The 22,557-nt window shown below is 65.1% G+C and carries 27 protein-coding genes; 22 read left to right on the forward strand and 5 right to left on the reverse strand.

What is annotated here, in order from left to right:
* Nucleotides 1-15 precede the first annotated feature (15 nt).
* Together N3C64_RS07080 and N3C64_RS07085 are read left to right on the forward strand one after the other, a co-directional pair.
* On the forward strand, nt 16-390 hold the full coding sequence (locus N3C64_RS07080) for a hypothetical protein (RefSeq protein WP_218630102.1): 375 nt from the start codon (nt 16-18) through the stop codon (nt 388-390).
* Nucleotides 391-511: 121 nt separating this feature from the next.
* A complete protein-coding gene (locus N3C64_RS07085; protein ID WP_260013465.1) occupies nt 512-1,603 on the forward strand; it encodes a transglutaminase-like domain-containing protein in 1,092 nt (363 codons plus the stop codon).
* 47 nt (nt 1,604-1,650) lie between these two features.
* Here N3C64_RS07085 and phnF read toward each other — a convergent pair whose 3' ends face one another.
* On the reverse strand, nt 1,651-2,379 hold the full coding sequence (gene phnF / locus N3C64_RS07090; protein WP_260013467.1) for a phosphonate metabolism transcriptional regulator PhnF: 729 nt from the start codon (nt 2,377-2,379) through the stop codon (nt 1,651-1,653).
* A 77-nt stretch (nt 2,380-2,456) separates the two neighbouring features.
* Here phnF and phnG point away from each other — a divergent pair, with 77 nt between their 5' ends.
* The 7 genes from phnG to phnN are packed head-to-tail and all read left to right on the forward strand — an operon-like array spanning nt 2,457 to nt 7,469.
* The gene (phnG, locus tag N3C64_RS07095) at nt 2,457-2,903 is read left to right on the forward strand and encodes a phosphonate C-P lyase system protein PhnG (RefSeq protein ID WP_260013468.1); all 447 of its coding nucleotides are present in this window, start codon (nt 2,457-2,459) and stop codon (nt 2,901-2,903) included.
* Complete coding sequence (phnH, locus tag N3C64_RS07100; RefSeq protein WP_260013469.1) at nt 2,903-3,475, forward strand: phosphonate C-P lyase system protein PhnH; 573 nt, start codon at nt 2,903-2,905, stop codon at nt 3,473-3,475. The genes phnG and phnH overlap by 1 nt, the downstream gene beginning before the upstream one ends.
* Complete coding sequence (locus N3C64_RS07105) at nt 3,475-4,563, forward strand: carbon-phosphorus lyase complex subunit (RefSeq protein WP_260013470.1); 1,089 nt, start codon at nt 3,475-3,477, stop codon at nt 4,561-4,563. The genes phnH and N3C64_RS07105 overlap by 1 nt, the downstream gene beginning before the upstream one ends.
* A complete protein-coding gene (locus N3C64_RS07110; protein WP_218630096.1) occupies nt 4,560-5,429 on the forward strand; it encodes an alpha-D-ribose 1-methylphosphonate 5-phosphate C-P-lyase PhnJ in 870 nt (289 codons plus the stop codon). The genes N3C64_RS07105 and N3C64_RS07110 overlap by 4 nt, the downstream gene beginning before the upstream one ends.
* The gene (phnK, locus tag N3C64_RS07115) at nt 5,429-6,235 is read left to right on the forward strand and encodes a phosphonate C-P lyase system protein PhnK (protein ID WP_236021151.1); all 807 of its coding nucleotides are present in this window, start codon (nt 5,429-5,431) and stop codon (nt 6,233-6,235) included. The genes N3C64_RS07110 and phnK overlap by 1 nt, the downstream gene beginning before the upstream one ends.
* Before the next feature lie 3 nt (nt 6,236-6,238).
* A complete protein-coding gene (phnL, locus tag N3C64_RS07120; protein WP_260013472.1) occupies nt 6,239-6,922 on the forward strand; it encodes a phosphonate C-P lyase system protein PhnL in 684 nt (227 codons plus the stop codon).
* A 1-nt stretch (nt 6,923) separates the two neighbouring features.
* Nucleotides 6,924-7,469, forward strand: a complete 546-nt coding sequence (gene phnN, locus N3C64_RS07125) for a phosphonate metabolism protein/1,5-bisphosphokinase (PRPP-forming) PhnN (RefSeq protein WP_260013473.1) — start codon at nt 6,924-6,926, stop codon at nt 7,467-7,469.
* On the opposite strand, the gene N3C64_RS07130 is transcribed toward phnN, so the two are convergent.
* The gene (locus N3C64_RS07130; protein WP_311201869.1) at nt 7,451-8,134 is read right to left on the reverse strand and encodes a DUF1045 domain-containing protein; all 684 of its coding nucleotides are present in this window, start codon (nt 8,132-8,134) and stop codon (nt 7,451-7,453) included. The two genes, phnN and N3C64_RS07130, sit on opposite strands and share 19 nt — an antisense overlap.
* Between N3C64_RS07130 and N3C64_RS07135 the strand changes: the two genes are divergently transcribed.
* The 8 genes from N3C64_RS07135 (at nt 8,026) to N3C64_RS07170 (ending at nt 15,598) form a co-directional block, all read left to right on the forward strand.
* Entirely contained in the window at nt 8,026-9,369 is a 1,344-nt protein-coding gene (locus N3C64_RS07135) for an alpha-D-ribose 1-methylphosphonate 5-triphosphate diphosphatase (protein ID WP_375546102.1), read from the forward strand. The two genes, N3C64_RS07130 and N3C64_RS07135, sit on opposite strands and share 109 nt — an antisense overlap.
* Before the next feature lie 283 nt (nt 9,370-9,652).
* The gene (gene phnC, locus N3C64_RS07140; RefSeq protein WP_218630091.1) at nt 9,653-10,474 is read left to right on the forward strand and encodes a phosphonate ABC transporter ATP-binding protein; all 822 of its coding nucleotides are present in this window, start codon (nt 9,653-9,655) and stop codon (nt 10,472-10,474) included.
* A 59-nt stretch (nt 10,475-10,533) separates the two neighbouring features.
* On the forward strand, nt 10,534-11,445 hold the full coding sequence (gene phnD / locus N3C64_RS07145) for a phosphonate ABC transporter substrate-binding protein (protein ID WP_260013475.1): 912 nt from the start codon (nt 10,534-10,536) through the stop codon (nt 11,443-11,445).
* A gap of 60 nt (nt 11,446-11,505) precedes the next feature.
* Nucleotides 11,506-12,369 carry a phosphonate ABC transporter, permease protein PhnE gene (gene phnE, locus N3C64_RS07150; RefSeq protein WP_218630089.1) on the forward strand — a complete coding sequence of 288 codons (864 nt, stop codon included), beginning with the start codon at nt 11,506-11,508 and terminating at the stop codon, nt 12,367-12,369.
* Nucleotides 12,366-13,700 (forward strand): phosphonate ABC transporter, permease protein PhnE, encoded by a 1,335-nt coding sequence (gene phnE / locus N3C64_RS07155; RefSeq protein ID WP_260013478.1) that lies wholly within the window; start codon nt 12,366-12,368, stop codon nt 13,698-13,700. Before phnE (N3C64_RS07150) ends, phnE (N3C64_RS07155) begins: the two co-directional genes overlap by 4 nt.
* Nucleotides 13,701-13,738: 38 nt before the next feature.
* Nucleotides 13,739-14,356, forward strand: a complete 618-nt coding sequence (locus tag N3C64_RS07160) for an LbetaH domain-containing protein (protein ID WP_260013481.1) — start codon at nt 13,739-13,741, stop codon at nt 14,354-14,356.
* A 119-nt stretch (nt 14,357-14,475) separates the two neighbouring features.
* Nucleotides 14,476-14,844 (forward strand): hypothetical protein, encoded by a 369-nt coding sequence (locus N3C64_RS07165; RefSeq protein ID WP_218630086.1) that lies wholly within the window; start codon nt 14,476-14,478, stop codon nt 14,842-14,844.
* Nucleotides 14,845-14,929: 85 nt separating this feature from the next.
* Nucleotides 14,930-15,598, forward strand: coding sequence for a class I SAM-dependent methyltransferase (locus tag N3C64_RS07170; RefSeq protein ID WP_260013483.1), 669 nt, complete (start codon nt 14,930-14,932; stop codon nt 15,596-15,598).
* Here N3C64_RS07170 and N3C64_RS07175 read toward each other — a convergent pair.
* Nucleotides 15,595-16,284: a winged helix-turn-helix transcriptional regulator gene (locus N3C64_RS07175; RefSeq protein WP_260013484.1), complete on the reverse strand. Its 690-nt coding sequence runs from the start codon at nt 16,282-16,284 to the stop codon at nt 15,595-15,597. The two genes, N3C64_RS07170 and N3C64_RS07175, sit on opposite strands and share 4 nt — an antisense overlap.
* 172 nt (nt 16,285-16,456) lie before the next feature.
* On the opposite strand from N3C64_RS07175, the gene N3C64_RS07180 reads away from it, so the two are divergent.
* The 5 genes from N3C64_RS07180 (at nt 16,457) to N3C64_RS07200 (ending at nt 19,946) form a co-directional block, all read left to right on the forward strand.
* Nucleotides 16,457-16,606: a hypothetical protein gene (locus N3C64_RS07180; RefSeq protein WP_218630083.1), complete on the forward strand. Its 150-nt coding sequence runs from the start codon at nt 16,457-16,459 to the stop codon at nt 16,604-16,606.
* A gap of 21 nt (nt 16,607-16,627) precedes the next feature.
* Complete coding sequence (locus N3C64_RS07185) at nt 16,628-17,494, forward strand: class I SAM-dependent methyltransferase (protein ID WP_260013487.1); 867 nt, start codon at nt 16,628-16,630, stop codon at nt 17,492-17,494.
* Between the two features lie 79 nt (nt 17,495-17,573).
* The gene (locus N3C64_RS07190) at nt 17,574-18,137 is read left to right on the forward strand and encodes an OsmC family protein (protein WP_218630081.1); all 564 of its coding nucleotides are present in this window, start codon (nt 17,574-17,576) and stop codon (nt 18,135-18,137) included.
* Between the two features lie 26 nt (nt 18,138-18,163).
* The gene (locus N3C64_RS07195; protein WP_260013488.1) at nt 18,164-19,396 is read left to right on the forward strand and encodes an NAD(P)-binding domain-containing protein; all 1,233 of its coding nucleotides are present in this window, start codon (nt 18,164-18,166) and stop codon (nt 19,394-19,396) included.
* Between the two features lie 16 nt (nt 19,397-19,412).
* A complete protein-coding gene (locus tag N3C64_RS07200) occupies nt 19,413-19,946 on the forward strand; it encodes an OsmC family protein (RefSeq protein WP_260013489.1) in 534 nt (177 codons plus the stop codon).
* Nucleotides 19,947-19,956: 10 nt separating this feature from the next.
* Here the strand turns inward: N3C64_RS07200 and N3C64_RS07205 are convergent, their stop codons facing one another.
* Both N3C64_RS07205 and N3C64_RS07210 read right to left on the reverse strand, forming a co-directional pair.
* Nucleotides 19,957-21,822, reverse strand: coding sequence for a GtrA family protein (locus N3C64_RS07205; protein ID WP_260013491.1), 1,866 nt, complete (start codon nt 21,820-21,822; stop codon nt 19,957-19,959).
* A 5-nt stretch (nt 21,823-21,827) separates the two neighbouring features.
* Nucleotides 21,828-22,556 carry a class I SAM-dependent methyltransferase gene (locus tag N3C64_RS07210; RefSeq protein ID WP_260013492.1) on the reverse strand — a complete coding sequence of 243 codons (729 nt, stop codon included), beginning with the start codon at nt 22,554-22,556 and terminating at the stop codon, nt 21,828-21,830.
* Between the last annotated feature and the right edge of the window lies 1 nt (nt 22,557).

Raw genomic sequence — 22,557 nt, forward strand, 5'->3', positions numbered from 1 at the left:
CCCAGGAGACGACAAATGACCTTCACCACCAAGACCGCTTTCGCCGCCCTCGCCCTGATCGCCGCTTCGGTCGGCACGCAAGCCAGCGCCAAGGGCAATGCCGGTGCCAGCATGGCCGCCTGCGCCTCGCATGTGATCAGCGCCTGCAACGAAAACTCCAAGCACCCCGAGGCCTGCACCTCGGCCGGTCTCGATGCCTGCGAAGAGCTGCACGGCAGCGCCTCGCAAGCCGCCCCGGCGATTGCCCGCATCCGTATCATCGAGCGCCCCGACGGCACCTACCGCGTCGTGCTTGAAGGTAAGCCGGTGCCGCGCCCGGGCCGTAACAGCGATGAGGACGCTCCCGAGCGCTCGTCCCGTGAGGCCTCGCACTCGTCGGCCGGCCGCTGAGCCGCACAACATTCACCACAGGGCGGGGCAGGCGACTGCCCCGCCCGTTCTTTGTGGCCGCTTGCGGCACTGGCCGGGTGCGAATAGAGAGGCGCCAACATTGCTGGAAAGGCGTTTAGACATGAACAGACGGACGATCCTGAAGCTCGGTGTAGCGGCTTCCGCGCTCGTGATGCTGCCGCGCATGGCAGCAGCCTCTTTCGCGCCCAAGCCCGCTGGCTGGCGCGAGTTCGAGGTGATCACACGCATTGACCTGCCTGCGGGCGGCGAGACGGCGCAGGTCTGGGTGCCGGTGCCCTCGGTGAACGAGGACGGCTGGATGAAGCCCGGCGCACTGAGCTGGACGACCAGCGCCGAAAGCGCCGAGATCAAGACCGACCCGGTCAGCGGCGCGCGCTTCCTGCACGCGCAATGGGCCGCCGCCGACGCCCCGCGCACGCTTGAGATCGTCGCCACCGTCGCGACGCGCGATCGCGCCACTGATTTTGCGCAGACGGGCACCGCCCCGGCCCTGTCCGAGGAAGATCGCGCGCTTTACACCGCGCCGACCGCGCTGATCCCCACCGACGGGATCGTGCGCCAGACCACCGAGCAGATCGTGGTTGGCGCCCGCAGCGACCTCGATAAGGCTCGCCGCATCTACGAATGGATCGTCGAAAGCACCGCGCGTAACCCCGAGACCCGTGGTTGCGGTCTGGGCGATGTGGCCTCGATGCTGGAGATGGGCGATCTGACCGGCAAATGCGCCGATCTGAACGCGCTTTTCGTGGGCCTAGCCCGCGCGGCCGGGCTGCCTGCGCGCGACGTTTACGGGCTGCGCGTGGCCCCCTCGGCTTTCGGCTACAAGAGCCTTGGCGCGAACAAGCCCGATGTGACCAAGTCGCAGCACTGCCGCGCCGAAGTGTTCCTGGAGGGCTTCGGTTGGGTCGCCGCCGATCCGGCCGATGTGCGCAAGGTCATGCTGGAAGAGCCTCCGGGCAATCTGGGCTTTGACGATCCCAAGGTGGCCGATGCCCGCGCCGCGCTGTTCGGTGCCTGGGAAGGCAACTGGATCGGCTACAACTTCGGCCATGATATCGCGCTGCCGGGTTCGGAAAACGACGCCGTCGCTTTCCTCATGTATCCCGAGGCTGAGATCGGCGGAGAGCGCCTCGATCCGCTCGACGCGGCGGCCTTCGCCTATTCGATCACCGCGCGCGAGTTGACCGCGTAATCGATCATGAAGGCGCGGCCCTGCAAGCTATGTGCGCAGGGCCGCGTCTAGCGTGGTTCGCCGGGTTCCGCCGAGACGGTCAGCGCGACGCGATCACCTGCAAACCAGCTGATGCCGAACTCAACCGGTACGCCGTCTGCATCGATGTTCACCGCTTCGGTGCGCAGGATGGGCGCGCCTTCGGGCAATTTCAGCAGACCGGCGCGAGGGCCTTTGGCAACCTTGGCCGTCACCCGGGTCGTCGCGCGCGTGTAGTCGCGCAGCCCCTGCGCCGCGAGGGCCTGTGTGACCGAATGCAGCCGCGCGAGGGCTGCGGGAAGATCAGGAAAACGCGCTGCGGGAAACACAGAGCGGAACACCGCTAGCGGCAACGCATCGCCAAGCGAGATCCCCTCGAACACATGAACATGGGCGCCGGCGGGCAGGGCAAGCGCCTCGGCCTCGGCTTCGCGCGCGGGGCGGGATTCGATTCTCAGCACCTCGCGCGTGGGGGTGCGCCCCGAGGCGGAGACGTTCTGGTGAAACCGCACGCGCCGCCCCAATGGGTAATCCGCCCGCGGTGCCGAGGCGACAAAAACCCCCGCGCCACGCCGCGACACGGTCAGGCCCGCCTCGGCCAGTGCGGCCAGTGCGTGTCGCACCGTGTGCCGATTGACCCCGAAACGTGCCGATAGCTGCGCCTCGGTCGGAAGTTTGGTGCCTTTGGGATAGAGCCCTTCGGTGATCTCGTGGCGCAGCGTTTCGGCAATGGTTTGCCAGACGGGTTGGCGTGTCATGGAAGTTTCATTTGTTCAGGAAGCGTGGATCGGGGAATATTTGTCTAGTTGTATAGAAGACTGGACAGATTCTCAAGATGTCGATCCCGAGCGAAGATCAGTTGCTGCGCCGGAGCCGTATGGGGCTGCTGGCGCGTGCCAATCCGCAGCGTCTGGCCGCATTGATGCCCGACCTTCCCGCCCATGCCTGGCTGCGCGCCCCCGAGATCGGAACGGTCATGGTGCGAGGCCGTACCGGGGCCCGCGGCGCTCCGTTCAATCTGGGTGAGATGACGGTAACGCGCTGCTCGTTGCGGCTTGAGGACGGGCGCGTCGGTCACGCCTATGTGCAGGGCCGCGACCGCAATCATGCCACGCGCGCCGCGCTGATCGATGCGCTGATGCAAGGCGCCGAAGCGGCGCGGATCGAGGCCGATCTGCTCCTGCCTCTGCGCGCCGAGGAAGACGAGCGCCGCACCGCCCGCGCCGAGAAAGCCGCTGCTACCCGGGTCGAGTTTTTCACCATGGTGCGGGGAGAAGACTGATGGACCACGCCGAAATTCTGGCGGGGGGCTTCGACGACCCCGCAGCGCAATCGGCCCGCGCTTTTCGTGCCTGTCTTGAGGCTATGGCGCGTCCGGGCCGCATCCAGCCGATTACCGGGGCTGCTCCGCCCAACCCAATCTCGCCCGCTGCTGGGGCCGTCTTGCTGACGCTGGTCGACACGACAACCCCGCTCTACCTCGCGCCCGGTCACGACACCCAGGCAACGCGCCAGTGGATCGCGTTCCACTGTGGTGCGCCGATCGTGCCCGCCGAAGAGGCAGCCTTCGCTTTGGGTGCATGGGGCGCGCTTCAGCCCGTTTCGCGTTTCGCCATCGGCACCGCCGATTACCCTGATCGGGCAGCGACCCTGATCGTAGAGATGCCAGCCGCCACCCCGCCATCGGCGCGGCTGACCGGTCCGGGGATCGAAACCTGCCACGAGGCTTGCCTGCCCGAGATCGCCGCCTTCGCAGCAAACCGTACGCAATTCCCCCTCGGCTTCGATTGCTACTTTACCGCGGGCAGCCAGCTTTGGGCCCTGCCGCGCTCAACCAATGTGGAGGCGCTCTGATGTATGTCGCGACCAAAGGCGGTGAGCGCGCGATCGAGGCCGCGCATCAATGGCTGGCCGAGGCGCGGCGTGGCGATCCCGCCGTGCCCGAACTTAGCATTGCGCAGATCCGCGAGCAGATGACGCTGGCGGTGAACCGCGTGATGGCGGAAGGGTCGCTTTATGACCCCGACCTCGCGGCGCTGGCGATCAAACAGGCTCGCGGCGATCTGATCGAGGCGATCTTTCTGATCCGCGCCTATCGCACCACGCTGCCGCGCTTCGGCGGCGCGCTCCCTGTCGATACAGATGAGATGGCGGTGACGCGCCGGATCTCGGCGACATTCAAGGATGTGCCGGGCGGGCAGGTGCTGGGGCCGACCTTCGATTATACCCACCGGCTTCTGGATTTCGCGCTGATGGCCGATGGCGATGCGCCGCAGGCCACGCGCAAGCCCGCCGAGACGCAGCCGGTGCCGCACATCCTGCAACTGCTGGACCGTGACGGGTTGATGGAGCCGCTGACGCAGGGCGAGGCCACCCCGCCCGACCTGACGCGCGAACCGCTTGAGATGCCCGCAGACCGGCCGCTGCGCTTGCAGGCGCTGGCGCGCGGAGACGAAGGGTTTGTTCTCTCCATGGCCTATTCCACGCAGCGCGGCTATGGCCGCACCCATGCCTTCGTCGGCGAATTGCGCATTGGCACCTGCGCCGTCGAGATGGAGATCCCCGAACTTGGCTTTGCCGTCGAGATCGGTGAGATCGAACTGACCGAATGTGAAACGGTGAACCAGTTCACGGGCTCGAAAACCGAACCGGCCCAGTTCACGCGCGGCTATGGCCTGGTCATGGGCCAGTCAGAGCGCAAGGCGATCTCGATGAGCCTCGTGGACCGCGCATTGCGGTGGGACGAACTGGGCGAAGAGAACACCGGCGCGCCGGCTCAGGATGCCGAGTTCGTCCTTTATCACTGCGACAACATCCAGGCGACGGGCTTCCTTGAGCATATCAAGCTGCCCCATTACGTCGATTTCCAGTCCGAGCTGGAGCTGATCCGAAAGCTGCGCCGCGACGCCGGGGCCGAGACCTGCAAGGAGGCCGCGGAATGAGCGAGGCCGCGTATAACTTCGCCTATCTCGACGAGGCGACGAAACGGATGATCCGCCGCGCCCTGCTCAAGGGCCTCGCGATCCCCGGTTATCAGGTGCCCTTCGCCTCGCGCGAGATGCCGATGCCCTATGGCTGGGGCACGGGCGGCGTGCAGGTGACTGCCGCCTGCCTTACGCCCGAAGACTGCCTCAAGGTCATCGACCAGGGCGCCGATGACACGACGAACGCGGTCTCGATCCGCAAGTTCTTCGAGCGCACCGCTGGCGTCGCCACGACCGAGCACACCGCCGAGGCCAGCGTGATCCAGACCCGCCACCGCATCCCCGAGCAGGCGCTCACCGAGGGGCAGATTCTGGTCTACCAGGTGCCGATCCCCGAGCCGCTGCGTTTTCTGGAGCCGCGCGAAAGCGAGACGCGCCGGATGCATGCGCTTGAGGAATACGGGCTGATGCATGTGAAGCTTTACGAGGACATCGCCCGCCATGGCGCGATCGCAACCTCTTATGCATATCCGGTCAAGGTCGAGGGGCGCTATGTGATGGACCCCTCGCCGATCCCGAAGTTCGACAACCCCAAGCTGGGCGGCAATGCCGCGATCCAGCTCTTCGGTGCGGGACGCGAGCAGCGCATCTACGCGCTGCCGCCCTATACCCAGGTCGTCAGCCTAGATTTCGAAGATCACCCGTTCGAGCCGAGCAAGGCCGATCATGACTGCGATCTGTGCGGGGCGGCGCAAAGCTACCTTGACGAAGTCATCACCGACGATCGGGGCGGGCGGATGTTCATCTGCTCCGACACCGATTTCTGTGCCTCGCGCCGCGCCGACGGGCTTCGCGGACGCCTGAGCCCCGAGGAGGCCGCATGATGGGTAGCCACATGACATTCCCCGCCGAGACACCGCCTCTGGCCACGCCCGAAACACCGCTGCTGCGGGTCGAGGGGCTGGGCAAGTTCTATGGTGCGCGGATCGGCTGTGCCGATGTCTGCTTCGATCTGTTCCCGGGCGAGGTGCTGGGCATCGTGGGCGAGAGCGGCTCGGGCAAATCCACGCTGCTGAGCTGCCTTGCGGGGTTCCTGGAGGCCGATGCCGGCCGCGTGCTCTACCGGGGCCGCGATATTCGCGCCATGGCCGAACCCGAGCGGCGGATGCTGTCGCGCACGGAATGGGCTTTCGTGCATCAAAATCCGCGCGACGGGCTGCGCATGGGCGTCTCGGCGGGCGGCAATGTCGGCGAGCGGTTGATGGCGGTGGGCGCGCGCAACTACGGCTCCATCCGCGATACGGCCACTGACTGGCTTGGCCGCGTCGAGATCGCCCCGGAGCGCATCGACGACCGGCCACGCCAGTTCTCGGGCGGGATGCAGCAACGCCTGCAGATCGCGCGAAATCTGGTCACCGGACCGCGTCTGGTCTTCATGGACGAGCCGACCGGGGGCCTCGATGTCAGCGTTCAGGCGCGGCTTCTGGATCTGTTGCGCGGGCTGGTGCGCGACATGGGTCTGTCGGTCATCATTGTCACCCATGATCTGGCTGTCGCGCGGCTGCTCGCCGACCGGCTGATGGTGATGAAGGACGGCCATGTAATCGAACAGGGCCTGACCGATCAGGTGCTCGACGACCCGCAAGCCGCCTACACCCAGCTTCTCGTCTCTTCTGTCTTGCAGGTCTGAGCCATGATCGACATCGAAAATCTCTCGAAAAGCTTCACGCTGCACAATCAGGGCGGTGCGGTGATTCCGGTCATGGCGGGTGCGCAGATGCACGTCGCGCGCGGCGAATGCGTCGCACTGACCGGCGCGTCGGGCGCGGGCAAATCCACGTTGATGCGGATGATCTACGGCAACTATCTGGCGGCATCGGGTGTGATCCGGGTCGGAGGTCTCGATGTGGTCCGCGCCGCCCCGCGCGAGATCATCGCCCTGCGGCGCGAGACATTGGGCTATGTCAGCCAGTTTCTGCGCGTTGTGCCCCGGGTCCCGACACGGACCGTGGTGGCCGAGCCGCTGCTGGCGCTTGGTCGCCCTCAGGCCGAGGCATTCGCCCGCGCCGAGGATCTGCTGCGGCGTCTGAACATCCCCGAGCGGCTCTGGTCGCTGTCGCCCACGACCTTCTCGGGCGGGGAACAGCAACGGGTGAATATCGCGCGCGGATTCGCGCATGACTACCCGGCGCTGTTACTCGATGAGCCCACGGCATCGCTGGACGCGGCCAATCGCGCGGTCGTTCTGGATCTGATCGCGGCCGCCAAGGCGCGCCGCGCGGCAATCGTGGGCATCTTTCATGACGAAGCCGCGCGTGCACTCGTTTGCGACCGCGAGATTGACGTGACCGGCTTTACCCCGGCGCGGGTGGCCTGAGATGGCGTCCGGCCGTCTCTTTGCCGTCGTCGGGGCATCCGGCTCGGGAAAGGACACGCTGCTGGCGGGTCTGGCCCGCGCGCGCCCCGACATCTTGCGCGCGCGGCGCACGATCTCGCGGCCACCGTCGCTTGCAACCGAAGATTTCGAGAGTGTCTCGGAACCCGTCTTTGCGTCCCTGCGCGCGGGCGGGGCCTTCGCGCTGGATTGGTCTGCGCATGGGCTGGGCTATGGCCTTCGCCATGAGGAATTCGCCCCTCTGGCCGAGGGGTGCACGGTCATTTTCAACGGGTCGCGCAAGGCCCTTCCCGAAGCGCTGACCCGCTTTCCCGATCTGCGCGTGATCGAGGTGATCGTCTCGCCCGAGGTGCTGGCCGCCCGTCTTGCGGCGCGGGGGCGCGAAAGCCATGACGAGATCACGCGGCGCCTGCAACGTGCCGCTCAAGCCCTGCCCGCTGGCATACCCGCCGTGAGCGTGCGCAACGACGGAACGCCGGAGCAGGGCGTCGCCCGCCTGATCGACGCGCTTCAGCCGGTCAGTTCGTGACGAGACAGCAGATGGAATTGTCCTGCCTCATCCTCGCCGCACAGGCACAGGTCGTGGATAATGAAGGGCGCCGGAAGCACCGGGCCGAACCAGTCGCGCGCGGCGGCTTCGAGCAGGCTGATCCCGGTGGCGTCCAGATCCCCCGAAAGCGTCAGGTGAAAGCGGAATTCCTCAAGCACATAGGGGTAGCCGAACCGTTCCAGCAGGTCGCGCTGTCGCGGCGAGAGCCGCTCTGGACTGCGCCGCGCGATTTCGGCCGTGCTCAGGGGGGCGCGCTGTGGCTCCAGTTGCTTGACGACCTCGGCGGCCAATGCGTTCAGGGGGGCGATGTCGCCCTCGGGGCGCAGCGCGAGGAACCGTCCCGCCATCCGCTCAAAGCGCAAACCATCCAGTGTCACGGGCGCAAGCTGCCCGGTCAGCGCCGCGAGGGCCTCGGCCAGATCATCGGGGCTTTGGCCCGACGCCAGACGAAACGGCGCCTTGATCGTAGCGTGAAAGCCGTATTTGCGCGGTGTCCGGGTCGCGGTTTCCAGCGCGATTGCGGCGCGTTCGGGTTGTGCCACATCGATCCCGCGCGCCAGATCGCGGCCCAGCCAAAGGGCCGCCGCCTCGGCAAAGCGCCCCTCGGGCGGAGCGTAGTAGATCGCGTATCGCTTCATCTTCATCATGTCATCCAGATCGCACGGATTTGTCACCGAGGTGTGACAGTCGGCTGCGAAGGGCTGACCCTCACTCGAAAACTGCGGAGAGCCCCATGGCCGAGACCATCCTTGCCAATGCCGTTCTGATCCTGCCCGACGAGACAATTGCCGGGGCCATCGTGCTGCGTGACGGAGAGATTGTCGATATTGGCGAGGGGCGCACGGTGCCGCAGGGTGCCGTGAACTGCGAAGGCGACCTGGTGATGCCGGGCCTGATCGAGCTGCATACCGACAATCTGGAGCGCCATATCGAACCCCGCCCGCGGGTCAACTGGCCTCATGCGGCGGCGATTATCGCGCATGATGCCGAGCTGTGCTCGGTCGGGATCACGACGGTGTTTGACGCCCTTCGGGTCGGGTCCATCGGCGCCTCGGGGGCGCGGGGGGACTATCGCGAATATGCGCGCGACCTTGCAACCGAGATACTCGACATGCGCGCCGAGGAGGCGCTGCGGATCAGCCACTATATCCACCTGCGCGCCGAGACTTGCTCAGAGACGCTGCTGGAGGAGCTTGAGAAATTCGGCCCGGAGGATCGGGTCGGGATCGTCAGCCTGATGGATCATACGCCTGGCGAGCGCCAGTTCCGCGATCTGTCCAAGTTGCGCGACTATGTCTGCGGCAAGCATGGGCTGAGCGAGGCGCAGTTCGACGAGCATGTCGCCAGCCAGATCGCGCTGAAAGAGCGCCTCGGCACGGCGCATGAGGTAGCCTCGGTCGAGGCCGCGCGGCGCTATGGCGCGGTGCTGGCCAGCCATGACGACACGACCGCCGCGCAGGTCGCGCATTCCGCCGCGAAAGGTGTGCAGTTCGCCGAGTTTCCAACGACAATCGAGGCCGCGGCCGCCTGTCGTATGCTTGGTATCGCTGTGATGATGGGGGCTCCGAACCTGATCCGGGGTGGTTCGCACTCGGGCAATGTCGCGGCGCATGAACTGGCCGAGCGCGACCTGCTCGACATCGTTTCGTCCGATTATGTGCCCTCGGCGCTGCTGTCTTCCGCGCTGCTGCTGGGTGATCTGTGGGGCGATATGGCGCGCGGCATTCGCACCGTAACGGATGCCCCGGCGCGCGCCGTGGGCCTGCATGATCGTGGTCGGCTTGAGGTCGGCAAGCGCGCCGACCTGATCCGGGTGAAACGGGTCAATGGAGCGGGGATGCTGCATGGCGTCTGGGTCAAGGGCGCACGGGTCGGCTGAGACGTCGCTGGCGATTCAAGCCACTTGGGCTGGCCATCCGGAAAGGGTGGCCAGCCTTTGCTTTTTCGAAACGCTCTGGCGGTGCGATCCACTCATATGAATCGACCCTATTCCAGCCAAAAACATGTCGTTCTCTAATCCACGATTGCGCTCAGCTCGCCTCGCAATCGCGATGCGCTGCGTTACACGGAACTGTCGCAAGACTGCAGCGAAAGCTTCATTGGTTCTCAGGGAGAATGTCACACAAGGCCCGTATCCCCGCTGCGGAAAGCAGGGGGACTAGATGCATCTCGACGTTCGTAATGTCAGCAAGCGCTTCGGCTCCAAGGCCGCCGTCGAGCGCATGTCCTTCACCCTCGACGGGTCGGGGTTCGTTGGAATCATCGGGCGTTCGGGGGCGGGAAAATCCACCTTTTTGCGGATGCTCAACCGTCTGACCGACGCGACCGAGGGCGAGATCCTGGCGGATGGCAAGGATGTTCTGAAGCTGCGCGGCGCCGAGAAGCGTGCCTGGCAAAGCCAATGCGCGATGGTCTTTCAGCAGTTCAACCTGGTGCCGCGTATGGATGTGGCCTCGAACGTGCTGCACGGTCTGCTCGGGCGCCGCCCGATGATGGCCACGCTGTTCAACCTGTGGTCCGAGGACGATATCGCCCGCGCGCTGGCAATCCTCGATCGCCTGGGGATTGCGGAGCAGGCGCCCAAGCGCGCCGAGGCGCTTTCGGGTGGCCAGCAGCAGCGTGTCGCCATCGCCCGCGCATTAATGCAGGACCCCGAGATCATTCTGGCGGATGAGCCGATCGCCTCGCTCGACCCGATGAACGCGCAGATCGTGATGGACACGCTCAAGCGCATCAATGTCGAGGATGGGCGCATGGTCATCGCCAACCTGCACACGCTCGACACCGCGCGGCGCTATTGCGACCGGGTGATCGGAATGCGCGACGGGCGCGTCGTGTTCGACGGCACCCCCGAGCAACTGACCCGTGGCGCGGCGCGCGACATCTATGGAGCCGACGCCAGCTTTTCCGAAAGCGCGACCTCGACCGATCTGGGCGCCCTTCAGCCCGACGACCAATACGCAGCTGCCCTGTTGGGTGACTGAGTAGCCGGCGCCGCCCGCCGGGCCGCGCCTACGACTGTCTTTTTCAATCGGAGACGACGATGAAACACCTGCTCGCTATTCTGGCCGCCACCACCGCTCTTGCCGGAGCTGCCTCGGCCGAAGGAATCACGCAATTCAACATCGGCATTCTGGGCGGCGAAAACGCCCAGGACCGGCTGAACTCGAACGAGTGCCTGCGCAAATACACCGAGGAAACGCTGGGCGTGCCCGTCAAGCTCTTCGCCCCGGCCGATTATGACGGCGTGATCCAGGGCCTGCTGGGCGGCACGATCGACATGGCCTGGCTCGGTGCCTCGGGCTATGCCAAGGTCTATCTGACCGATGCGGACGCCGTCGAACCGGTTCTGGTCAAGGCCAACCTCGATGGTTCCTACACCTATCACTCGATCGGTTTCGCGCGCCGGGACTCGGGGATCACCAAGCTCGCGGATATCAAGGGCAAGAGCTTCGGCTTCGGCGATCCGAACTCGACCTCGGGCTACCTGATCCCCTCGGTGGAAATTCCGCAGGCGACCGGCCATTCGATGGAGTCGGGCGAGTATTTCGGCGAGGTGAAGTTCACCGGCGGACATGAACAGACCATCGTCGCGGTCAACAACGGCGACATCGACGCCGGCGTGACCTGGGCCGACGGCCAGGGCAACTGGGAAGACGGCTACAACTCGGGCGCTCTGCGCAAGGCCGTCGACGCCGGTCTGGTGGACATGAACGATCTTGTCGAGATCTGGCGCTCGAAGCCGATCCCGGAAGGCCCGATCGTGCTGCGCAAGGTTCTCCCCGAGGATGTGCGCGCCAAGATGACCGCGCTTGTCGGCGGTCTGAAAGAGAAAGACGCCGATTGCGCCTATGGCGTGGCGGCGGGCGAAACTGCCGGTTTCGTTCCGATCACCCATGACTACTACGAGACGATCATCGAAGTGCGTCGTCAGAAGATCGCGAGCGGCTCGTAACGCCTTTTGTGCCGGGGGCAGTCATTGTTGCCCCCGGCCTTTCCTATTCCGGAATATCCCATGACCCTTGCCAACGCCGCGCTGGCCAATGAGACCGCCAGCTACCTCGCCCATGTCCGGCGCAAACGCCTCTATGGCGGCGCGCTGCTGGCGTTGTTCGCGCTGCTCATGCTCAGCGGATTCAAGCTGGCCAATGACCGCAATGCGGGCGGGTTCTGGGACGGGCTGCACCGGATCTTCGATTTTCCGGCCGAGATCTTCTCGGAAGCGTTTGTGAACTGGCGCAATCTGCCGGGCCTGTTCGTGAAATTCGTTCCCTCGTTGATCGAGACGCTGAACATCGCGGCGGTCTCGACCTTGTTCGGGGCGCTTGCGGCGGCGGCTCTGGCGCTTCTGTCCACGCGCGGGTTGTCGCTCTGGCCGCGCATGACGCCGCTGTTTCGGCGCATGATGGATGTGATGCGTGCGATCCCCGAGATTGTCATCGCGCTGGTTCTGATCTTCCTGCTGGGCGGGGGACCGGTGCCTGCGATGATCGCGATCGCTTTCCACACGACGGGCGCGCTGGGCAAGCTGTTCTCGGAGGCCGCCGAGAATGCCGACACCAAGCCGGTCGAGGGCTTGGCCTCTGTCGGCGCGGGCTGGGCGCAGCGCATGTGGTTCGGAATTCTGCCGCAGGTCGCGCCGAACTGGTCAAGTTATGCGTTGCTGCGCTTCGAGATCAACATCCGCGCTTCGGCCATCCTGGGTTTCGTGGGGTCGGGCGGGATTGGCTATGATCTCAAGACTGCGCTGCAATGGGGGCAGGGGAAATATGACGCCGTCGTCGCGATCTTCGCGCTGCTGTTCCTGACGATCATGATCGTCGATCACATTTCGGACCGCGCCCGCGCGCGTCTGGTCAAAGGGGAGCGCGCCGCATGACCGCCGCCGCCATTTCCGCCGTGCCCGATCTGCATCAGATGGTGTCGCGCAAGTTCCGCCATCGCAAATGGCGCGCAATGGCGGTGCCTGCTCTGATCGCGGCCTATCTGGCTTATGTTTTCTTCGCCTTCGATCTGCCCGGGCTGATGTCTCGTGCCCGGCCCGAGAATGCGGCGATTCTGCTCGGTGACTTCTGGTCCTACAAGACCCATGTCACCCGCGACAACAGGAGCGGGGAGGTAGTTTCTGCCATCGAAGGTGAGCGGAAAGGCGAATACCCGCCCGGACAGGCACCTGATTGGGTGAGCCTGGGTGAGGTGACGCGGATTGCGCTGCCCGATGGAAGCGAGGTGCTCTTTCTGGAGGACGGCTCGGCCCGGCTCGATATCGCGGGCTATGGCGTGATGGCGATGGCACTGGCGGGCCGCACGATTGAGTTGAACCTTCCGCCCGGCACGGACAAGCCCGAGTGGCTCAGCCAGTCGAAAAACCGTGTCAGCATCAATCGCGGCGGGTGGCGCTTTGCGATGACCCCCTCCAAGACCGAGGTGTTCCGCTACCAGATCGGGTGGGAGTTGTTCTTCTTCACCCTCGACAGCCCGTTCCATGGCCGCAGCCTGCCTGAACTGGCCGCGCTGGCCCTTTGGCAACCGCGGCTCGACCCGGCGTTGCCGAATGCGGCCGCGATGGCGCGCGATTTCTGGACCAACGCAATGTGGCGTCACGGCGAGGTTGCCTGGGCAATGTTCGAGACCGTGCTGATGGCTTTCCTGGGCACGATGGGCGCGGGCCTGATTGCGTTGCCGCTGGCCTTCTTCGCCGCATCGAACTTTGCCCCGGCGCGCGCCCTGCGCTTTGCCCTGCGCCGTCTGTTCGATTTCCTGCGCGGGGTGGATGGGCTGATCTGGACGGTGATCTTGTCGCGTGCGTTCGGCCCCGGCCCGATGACCGGTGCGCTGGCCATCCTGCTGACGGATACCGGCACCTTCGGCAAGACCTTCTCCGAGGCGCTGGAGAATATCGACGCCAAGCAGGTCGAGGGCGTGCAATCGACGGGCGCCCATGCCGTGCAGCAGATGCGCTTTGGCGTGATCCCGCAGGTGGCGCCGGTGATCCTGTCGCAACTGCTCTACTATCTCGAGTCGAACACCCGCTCGGCCACGGTGATCGGGGCGCTGGTGGGTGGCGGTATCGGTCTGTTGCTGACGCAGGCGATCATCACCCAGAAAGACTGGGAAGAGGTCTGCTACTACATGGTCCTCGTCGTGTTGACCGTGATGGCGATGGACAGCCTTTCCGGCTGGATCCGCCGCCGCTTCATCAAGGGCTGAAGGGGCGCACGCCCCGGCCCGTATCCCAAGGTCCGATCATGCCGAAACTGTCCGCATCAGAACCCTTCGTGCATCCCGACTGCACCATCCTGAATTCAACCTTCGGTGCTTTCACCGAGGTCGGGCGCGGGGCACGTATCCTGAATTCGAGCTTTGGCGACTACGCCTATTGCGATCAGTATGCCGATATCGCCAATACCTCGGTTGGCAAGTTCGCCAATATTGCCGCGATGACGCGGATCGGGCCGACCGATCACCCTTGGCGCAACGCTGCGCAGCATCACTTCCTCTATCGCTCCTCCTATTACTTTGACGATGCCGAGGATGATCCGGCCTTCTTCGAAACGCGGGCCGCGCGCCGTTCAACCCTTGGTGCCGATTGCTGGATTGGCCATGGCGCGATCATCAAGCCTGAGGTCACGGTGGGGATCGGTGCGGTGGTGGCCTCGGGCGCGGTCGTCACCAAGGATGTCTCGCCCTTCATGATTGTGGCGGGTGTGCCTGCGCAGCCGCTGCGGATGCGCTTCTCCGATGCCGTGGCCGAGCGGCTTCTGGCGCTGGCCTGGTGGGACTGGCCGCATGACGCATTGCATGCAGCCCTTGCCGATTTCCGCGCGCTTTCGGCGGAGGCTTTCCTTGAGAAGCACAGCGGCTGAACGCAAGCGCGGGCGGCAAAAAGGGCTATCCGCGCCACGATGCCCTTGATCCTGCCGGGGGTGAGGGCCTATCTCGGGGGATGGGCAGTGGCTTGCCCCAGGATGGAAGGATAGGGCGGATGCGCAACGCGGCACTGGTGCTTGGGGTGATTGGCGGGCTGATCGCGATGGTCGTCGGCTTCTTCGGCTACGGCTATACCGAGGTGGTCGAGAAACATGCCGAGGTGGGCGAGATGTTCGGCCAGGTCGACAATGCGCAGCTAATCCGGGTGACGAGCTTCCTTGCACCCCTTGCCGCGATTGCCGGAGGCGCGATGGCCAGGATCCGCGCGCTCTGGGGCGGCATCCTGATGCTGGTCGCGGGCGCGCTGATGTATAACGCCTTCGGCTTTGGTGTCTTCACCATGTTCCCGATCGGTTTCTGCATCGTCGGCGGTATTCTTGCACTGGCCGCGGGAAAGCCCGACGAACCCAAGGCGCATTTCTGAACTACAGCGGTCGGGGCGCTTGACTCGCACCCCTGCGCGCCTCCAATGGCGCCAGCGCGGCGATCCTTGCCGCGGGGGATCGGCCATGAGTGTTTCGCCCTATCAGGCGCAGGGATTTTACGACAAGGCGCTGGCCGAGGGCCGGCACCGCGATATCGTCGGCGGGCGATGGGACGAAACCGGCCGAGCGCAGATGGCGATCCTGCAAGAGGCGGGGCTGCTGCCGCATCACCACCTGCTGGATATCGGTGCGGGATCGCTGCGGCTTGGCTGCAAGGCGGTTCCCTATCTGGAACCGGGCCATTACTGGGCCACCGACCCCTCGCGCGAGATGATGCTGGCGGGCCACGCCGCCGAGCTGGCCGACCCCTCGCGGCTGAGCAAGTCGCATCTTGTGCGCGATGAAGCGTTCCAGTTCCCCAAGATCCCCGACACGATCACCCATGCCATCGCCTTCGCGGTCTTCCCGCATCTGCCGATGGCCTATATGCGCCGCGCGCTGACCAACCTGCACCGCTTTCCGGCGTTGGAGTGCTTCCTGTTCACCGTGTTCCTTGCGCCCGATGCCGAGACCGCCGCGCGCCCCTATCGCCAACCTGATGGTGTGGTCACGCATGATCTGCGCGCGCCCTATCATGTGCTGGAAAGCGATGTGGCGCATATGGCCGCGATGACGGGCTGGGCAGTGATGCGCCATGACACCATGCTGCCGCGCGGCCAGATCCTGTTCACCGCGACCCCGATCCGGGGCTAGGCGGCGGGCACAACTTCGCGCGGAGAATTCGCGAAGATCCCCGACCGCAGCCAGGTGCTGACAGTGCGGATCAGCACCGGATCGCCATCCATCATCAGGTCGCCCTCGCGCAGCGCGTCGCGATAGCTGCGATCGCCCATCCAGATATCCGACAGGGTCCGCACCGAGCAGTTGAAATAGACATCGACATCGCGGCCGGGGTCTTTCAGGCAGACCTCGGATTTCTCGGGCTTGACCACCAGCCACCAGTCGCGCTGCTCGATCAGGTCGGTGAAGCGGAACTTGATAACCGTTTCCTGGCCCTTGATCTTCTCGCGGTCGATGCTGCGCTCAAGATACAGCATCAGGAACTCGGCGTCGAAATCCTGATCGAGGATCGTGTTCTTGGCCCAGATGATCCCCCATTCGCCAAGCGTGAACAGCACCGGCATCAGCGCCTCGCAGGCCTCGGAGGGGAAATATTCGAACCCCTTCTGTGCTGGTATGCGGCGCCGGATCAGCATGTTCTGCTCTTCAAGCTGCTTGAGGCGCTTGGTCAGCAGCGCGGGCGAGATGTCGCCCAGACCCCGCTGCAAGGTATTGAACCGGCGCCCGCCCATCAGCACTTCGCGCAGGATCAGGATGTTCCAACGCTCCCCCAGAATCTCGGCAGCTTTCGCGATCGGGCAAAACTGGTTGTAGTTCATTCTCTCCCCCCTGTTCGATGCGCGTTTCGGAGCGAACTTCATAAACTGTAGCACAATACTGCGGTTTTTGTAGCGGGTTGCTTCCGGCGCTGAAGTATTTCGGCGCGAGGCCCTGTGGCATCCCTTGTTCAACGGCGAACGGAACACCCGCCGCCACAAGGGAGAGACCGAAATGACCAAGAACCTGAACATGCTGATCCGCGCCGTCCTGCCGCGCCCGATCGCCGCGAAGATCCCCGTCACCGTCGCACAACCCCGCTCCGAGGCGCGTCCGCACGACGAGATGCCCCGTTGGGACGCCCCCGCCCATTGGCGCCGCTGAACCCGGTCAAGGAGAGTTACCATGAGCCTGCAATCGCCCATCCCGCCCGTCGCCCAGAATTCCGAACTGGTGGACTTCTGGAACGAAATCCTCGCCCCGAAATTCGTACGCTTCCGCCATGTCCTCGTCGGCGGCCTCTCGCGCCACTCCGAGGCCGTTCTTCCGGCGCTGCGTGTGCCCGCCGGCGGTCGTGTGCTCGATGTGGGCTGCGGCTTTGGCGACACCGCGATCCAGCTTGCCCGGACCGCCCGCGAGGTCGTCGGCGTGGATTGCTGCGAGGCTTTCCTCGACTGCGCCCGCGACGAGGTGCGCAGCGCCCGCGCCGACAATGTCCGCTTCATTGCGGGGGATGTGGAGCGCGGCCTGAACGAAGGGCAGTTCGACTTTGTCTTCTCGCGCTTTGGCACGATGTTCTTCGCCAATCCGGTGGCCGGTCTGCGGGCGATGCGCGCCTGCCTCGCCCCCGGTGGGACGCTGGCGCATATCGTCTGGCGCGCTCGGTCCGATAACCCCTGGGTGTTCGATGCGCTTGAGATTGTCCGCGAGTTCCTGCCCGCCCCCGACGCTACTGCGCGCAGCTGTGGCCCCGGCCCCTTCTCGATGGCCGATGAAGAGACCACCCGGGCACAGATGCAGGCCGCCGGGTTTCGCGACATCGAATTTCAGCGGATCGACGCGAAGGTTCTGGTGGGGCGCGATATCGCCGATGCCGTCGCCTTCCAGCTGGCCATCGGCCCGGCGGGCGAAACCTTCCGCGCCGCGGGTGCCTTGGCCGAGGAACGCCGCCCCCAGATCGAGGCCGCGCTGGCCGCGCATTTCCGCACCATCGCGGAACGCAACGGCGGTCTGTGGATGGACAGCTCCTCGTGGCTGATCACCGCGCGATGACATTCCGGCCCATCCCGGGCCCGAACCGATGCACGCACCGCATCACCCAACCCTGAACCAACCCTTGAAAGGAAAGACCATGACCTACGCAGATCCCAAACTCGTCAACAACGGCGTCAACACCGAGGCCCTGATCGGCGCGCGCGGCGCGTTCGAGCAGATGCCGGCCGCCGCAAGCTTCACCTTCCGCAGCGCCTGCGACTGGGTCGAAGGCACCTACAACCGCAACGTGATCGGCGGCTTCTTCGGACTTGGCGAGGAACAGACGCGCCGCCGCACCTTCTCGATCGAATCCGATCACCCGGCGGTCTTCGCTGCCGCCGACCGCGCGCCGACCCCGCCCGAGATCGTGCTTGCCGCGCTTGCAAGCTGCCTGACCGGCGGTCTGGCCGCCGTGGCTCAGCATCGCGGCATCCAGCTGCGCTCGGCCCGCGCCATCGTCGAGGGCGATATCGACGTGCAGGGTATCCTCGGGATGGACCCCGAGATCCGCAACGGCTTTTCGGCCATCCGCGTCAAGTTCGAGATCGACGCCGATGCAACCGAGGCCGAGATCGCGGCGCTGGTGGCGCAATCGCAAAAGCGCTCGGCCGTGTTCGACATCCTCACCAACCCAACGCTGGTCGAAGTCAGCGTCGCGTGAACCGACAGCTCCGAAAGGATAGTGCCATGAAACAGATCGACACAATTGTCATCGGCGCCGGTCAGGCGGGTCTGGCCATGAGCCACTGCCTTTCGGAGCGCTCGGTCCCCCATGTGCTGATCGAACGCGGCGAGGTTGCGAATTCCTGGCGGAACGAGCGTTGGGACAGCCTGCGCCTGCTGACCCCGAACTGGCAAAGCCGCCTGCCCGGCTTTGCCTATCCCGGCGCCGACCCGGACGGGTTCATGACCATGCCCGAGGTCGTCAATTTTCTCGAAAGCTACGCGGCTCATTGCGCCGCCCCGATCGAGGCCCGCACCACGGTGACCTCGGTCACGCAAGAGGGCGCGCGCTATCGTGTGGCCACCGATCGCGGAGAGTGGGTCTGTCGCAACCTGGTTCTGGCCAATGGCGCCTGCAACCGCCCGAACCTGCCCGCATGGGCAAACGAATTGCCGGGTGAGATCACCCAGATCAGCCCGCTTCAGTATCGCGCTCCCGCGCAACTTCCCCCGGGCGGAGTGCTGGTGGTGGGCGCCTCGGCCAGCGGCGTCCAGATCGCGGCCGAGCTGCGCGCCGCCGGACGGCCCGTCACGCTGTGCGCCGGGCACCATGTACGGATGCCGCGCCATTACCGAGGGCGCGACATCCAGTGGTGGCTTGAGCACAGCGGCCTGCTGGGCGTGACCGCGCAGGAGGTGGATGATATCGCCCGCGCCCGCGCCGTGCCCTCGCTGCAACTGGTTGGCGACAGCGGGGCACAGTTTCTGGACCTCAACGCATTGCAGGCGCAGGGCGTCGAGATCGTCGGCCGTCTTGCCGCGCATCGCGGAGGGCAGGTTCTGTTCTCGGGCGGGCTCGCCAATGCGGCGGCGCTTTCTGACCTCAAGATGAACCGCGCGCTGGATGAGTTCGATGCATGGGCCGCGCGCTCGGGTCTGCCCGGCCTTCCGCCGCCCGAGCGGTTCGCGCCCACGCAGGTGCCCGTGCGGCCCCGGCTGTCGCTGGATCTGCCCGGCGCTGTTTCGACCATTGTATGGGCAACCGGATTCCGGCCCGATTTCAGCTGGCTTCACCTGCCCGTTTTTGACCGTAAGGGACGTCTGACCCATGACAATGGGATCGTAGCGCCCGGTCTTTACGTGCTGGGGCTACCCTTCCTGCGGACGCGTAAGTCCGCGCTGATCGACGGGGTGGGGGCCGATGCGATGGCACTGGCCGACCACATCCTGCAAGCCAATGGCCGCAAGGCCGCCTGAAATGAGAGGGAAAACCATGAGCGATCTGGCAATCGATACCCGTGACGAACGTATCCGCGCCGCGCAAACCGCCGTGATCGCGCGCATGTCCGCCGATCTGGGCGCCGCGCGCAGCACCATCGTCACCTCGGGCCGGGTCGAGGAGGGGCTGACCTGCAGTGTCGCGCAGGGCAAGTTCCGCGCGACCCTCGATCTGGGGCCGGGCATGGGCGGCGATGCGGCAGGCCCCTCGCCCGGTTTTCACGCACGTGCGGCCATCGTGGGATGCGTCGCCATCGCAATCAAGATGCTCGCCGCGCGCGAGGGTGTGCGGCTTGAAGCCGTTGATGTGGTGATCGAGACAGATTTCGACGATGCTGCGCTGATGGAACTCGGCACCGGCTCGGCCGCGCCGGTCGAGACCCGCCTCCAGATCGCCGTGCAGTCCCCCGCCAGCCCGGGGGTCGTGCAGCAGATCGTCGATCGTGCGCTTGCCGCCGACCCGTGGTTTCTGGCCCTGCGCGATCCGCAGATCGTGAAAACCGCGCTGAGTGTCCAGCGGGCTCCATAGGGTGGCCCGATCAGTTCATCGCCGGTTGCGGCGCGTAAAGATAGAAGTCGAAGCGATCACCGGACGCCGCCAGGCGATAGGTCGCAAAGATGGCCTCCCAGGCCGGGTCTTCGGCCATGAAGGCAAGCCAGTCGAAACCTGGTCGGTCGAAGAAGCGTGATTGCTTGTCGATGATTAGCAATTCGGGATGGTTGAGGGTGACATCCTCAATGTTATCGGAACGGTTGCGCGCTACGATTTCGGTCAGCTTGGCGCAGACCGCGGCCTCAGTCTTGCAATCAAGGTCGCGCAGACGATTGACCGCCCCGGGAACCAGCCAACTGACCGGGTAGCGACTGACCCAGTCGGCACCAATCTCAAACGCGGCGGCTGGTCCGACATCTAGATGCGTTGTTAGCGCCATGATGCTGTCGAACTCGCTCCAGGAAAGATCGACCTTGGTGATCTCGGTCAGGGCGCGGTTGTTGTAAAAGCCCCTCTTATAAAGTCCGGCCATCGGAATAAGCGGCAGGGCGCACACCGCGATGGTCACAAGCGTCTTGTAGCTGACGGACGCCAGTATCCACGCATAGGCAATCAACAGAAATGCCAGAAACGGGATCTTATGGTAGCCAAAGCCGGTGCCCTGAAGCAGGTAGCTCGCCGCGCCGGCGAAGCACAGTGCGATCAAGAGCCCGACTGCGGGATTGGTCCGCACGGTCAAGCGCGCGACAAGCACGACGACAAGAAGGGCAAGTGCCTCGTTTCGGAAGTTGAAGGCGACATAGACGAGGGGGGCGCCATAGGCCCCATAGACTTCACGCGCGATCGGGACGATTTCTTGCAGATATGCGGGATGAAGAAGTGCAACGATCGCGACATAGGCCGAACCCAGCACAAGAAAGGTTATGTTGCCGGCGGAAAGGATGGGCCGTAACGAGCGCTGCCGCACGATCTCAAACAGGGTCGCGGTGAACGGAAACAGGATGAAATGTGGCTTGAGGCAGATGCCGAAAGCGGCGAAGGCCGCGCGGGCGATCTGTGGCCCACGGGCCTGCGGCTGCGGCGCGATCTGGCCAAGCACCCAGGGCATCATCAGGATGACCAGCATCTGGTCGCGCTGCCCCATGTTGTTCAAGGCGGGCAGTATCATCGCGGCGGCCATGCCGATCATCAGGAAGGCGCGCGGGCGTGCTGTCATCCCAAGCTCGGCCTTGAGAATCGAGCCGCTCCACGACAGGCTAACGAAGATCAGCAGTGCCAGCCACAGATACTGGCCGTTGCTGTCGCTCAGCCCCAGCAGATCGGCCAGCGCAAGCGGCGGGACCGTGAGGTAGAAGTTGAGCGGCGGGTTTACCTCGATCAGATCGACGTAAAGCTGAGCGCCCGCGAGCCATTTGCGAGTCGCCAGCAGATACCAGGCGGTGTCGTGGTTGATCATCCGGCCCCAGAACAGCGCCAGCATTCCCAGTGCGAGGGCCGCAGAGAGTGCGAGATCCTGCACGTCGATCTGCTCGCGGTTTGCGCGACCGGTGAAGACCCATAGGCGCAGGGTGACAAAGGTCATTAGCGGCACGAGCACCGCGACCGCCGCCATGGCGATACCAAAGCCCGCCCCCAGCCTTGTGTCGATCAGCCAGACCGTCGTGCTGCTGGTGGCAAGACCGATCAGCGCGATGGTGACGAAGCGGACGAATTGCGGCGCGTGGCGCAGGTCGGCATCAAAGGTGATCCGCGCATGACCGATGTAGGATATGAGCAGTGCAGCGCAGAAGCCGCCGAAATTCGCTTGCAACGGCGGTAGCGCCAGCGGGCCTTGCAGGGCCATCGCCATCAGCACATGTACAAGCGTGGCGATCCCGCCGACGCCGCCGAACCGGATGAGCTGGCCCACCATCCGCCTCAGGCCTTTTCCAGAACGGCCGCCAGCGACAGGCCCACCGGCAGGCGAATACGCCCGAGCAAGCGGCGCTCGAACCCGAAAACGCGGGCAAGCAGGCTGTTGAGCATCGGGGCCGGCAGCCGGTCATCGGGCGTATCGCTGCCCGTCAATCGCTTGAGCGCTCGTGCGGCGACGGCCAGCGGGAAGAGGAACATGTTGAAATAACTGCTGTAGGAGACCTTGAGCCCGGCCTCCCGCGCCGCCTGTTCAAGGCTTGCCCGCGTGTAGCGCCGGAAATGGTGGTGCCGCTCGTCATGCTTGGACCACAGGAAGGGGAAGGCCGGAACCGTCACAAGGATCTTGCCTTGCGTGTTCAGCAATCCCGCCAGTGCGCTGAGCGAGGCGGTGTCGGCCTCCACATGCTCGAGCACGTCGAACAATCCGATCAGGTCGTAGCGCCGATCCTCGAAGGGCAGCTCCTGCGGCAGCGCACCGAAGCGGATGTCGAGGCCGGATTTCTCGGTCGCGTGCTGGCGTGCCATCTCGTCATACTCGAAGGCGTCGACATGGCCGAACTGCCTGAGCATCGAAAGATTGCCGCCGCTGCCGCAGCCGGCCTCAAGGATGGACTTGTCGGTTCCGCCGCCCAGTTCGCGCCGGATCAGCGTGGCGATGATTGCGCGGCGCGCGGTGAACCACCAGTGGCGCGCCTCAAGCTCGTTCATACGGTCGTAAACGCTGCGATCCATA

This window comes from Sedimentimonas flavescens, from assembly GCF_025154035.1.
GTDB classification, from domain to species: domain Bacteria; phylum Pseudomonadota; class Alphaproteobacteria; order Rhodobacterales; family Rhodobacteraceae; genus Rhodobacter; species Rhodobacter flavescens.